This window comes from Hylemonella gracilis ATCC 19624 (assembly GCF_000211835.1).
Taxonomy (GTDB): Bacteria; Pseudomonadota; Gammaproteobacteria; order Burkholderiales; family Burkholderiaceae_C; genus Hylemonella; species Hylemonella gracilis.
Window position 1 is genome coordinate 1 of sequence record NZ_AEGR01000015.1, and the last position, 869, is coordinate 869.

Annotated in this window: 1 protein-coding gene; it reads right to left on the minus strand. The window is 61.6% G+C overall.

What is annotated here, in order from left to right:
• Window positions 1-864, minus strand: an 864-nt coding sequence (locus tag HGR_RS01125; RefSeq protein ID WP_319946208.1) for a hemagglutinin repeat-containing protein, incomplete at its 3' end; no start/stop codon positions are given.
• Window positions 865-869: the final 5 nt, after the last annotated feature.

The following is an 869-nucleotide window of genomic DNA, read 5'->3' on the forward strand; positions in this document are numbered from 1 at the left end:
CAAGCCCGCCGTCTGCTGGTCCAGCGTCGTGATCTGGGCTTCGTTCACATCGCGGTTCAGGCTGGCGTATTGCTCCTGTGTGCTCAGGTCGGCACCGCCCACCTTGATGTTGCCCTGGCCCAGCGTGGCCTGTGTTTCGCCTTCCTTTCGGTGCCCTTCCTCAGTCAAACTGACTGTCGTCTTGCCATCGTTGATGTTGCTGAGTCTTTTTCCGTTCGCATCGGTGGTATAGCCCGTGCTGGTCTGGAAGCCCCAGCCGCTTTGCTCGCTCTCACTCTTGTCCTGCAAGTCACTGACGGTCAAGGTCCCGGTGGTCAGGTTCAGCTTGCCGTGGTCGGTCAGCGTGCCGTCCTTGTTCTGGGTGGCGTTGGCGATCAGGCCGCCGATCAGCGTCGTGTCCCTGGCCGTGATCTGACTGTTGGCCCCGTCGGCGATCAACAGTTGCGTTTGGTTGCCCACCTCCTGCGCTTCGCTGCTGCCGCTGCTCTGGTTCACACCCAGATTCGCGCTTTTTGAGGTGTTGCCAGTCTTCTGGTCTTTGCTAGTGCTAACCCCAACACTGACGCTCTTGCTGCTGTTGCTGCTCTCGCTCGTGTCCTGCAAGCTCTGTACCGTCAGGCTGCCCACATCCAGATCGGCCGTCTTGGCCGTCACCTCCGCCCCCCTGAGGGTGAAGTTCTGCGCATCACTCTCCAGGTGCCCCACGTTGATGGTGCTGTTCACGTTCTGCAGGCTGGTGCTGCTGCTCTTGCTGCTGCTGGTGCTGGCCGAGGCACTGGCCGAGCCGTTACTGCCGCCGCTGGCGGTCACGCTCTTGGTGCTGCTGCTGGTCTCGGTCTTGTGCTGGTCGATGCCCGCGGTGATGAGCA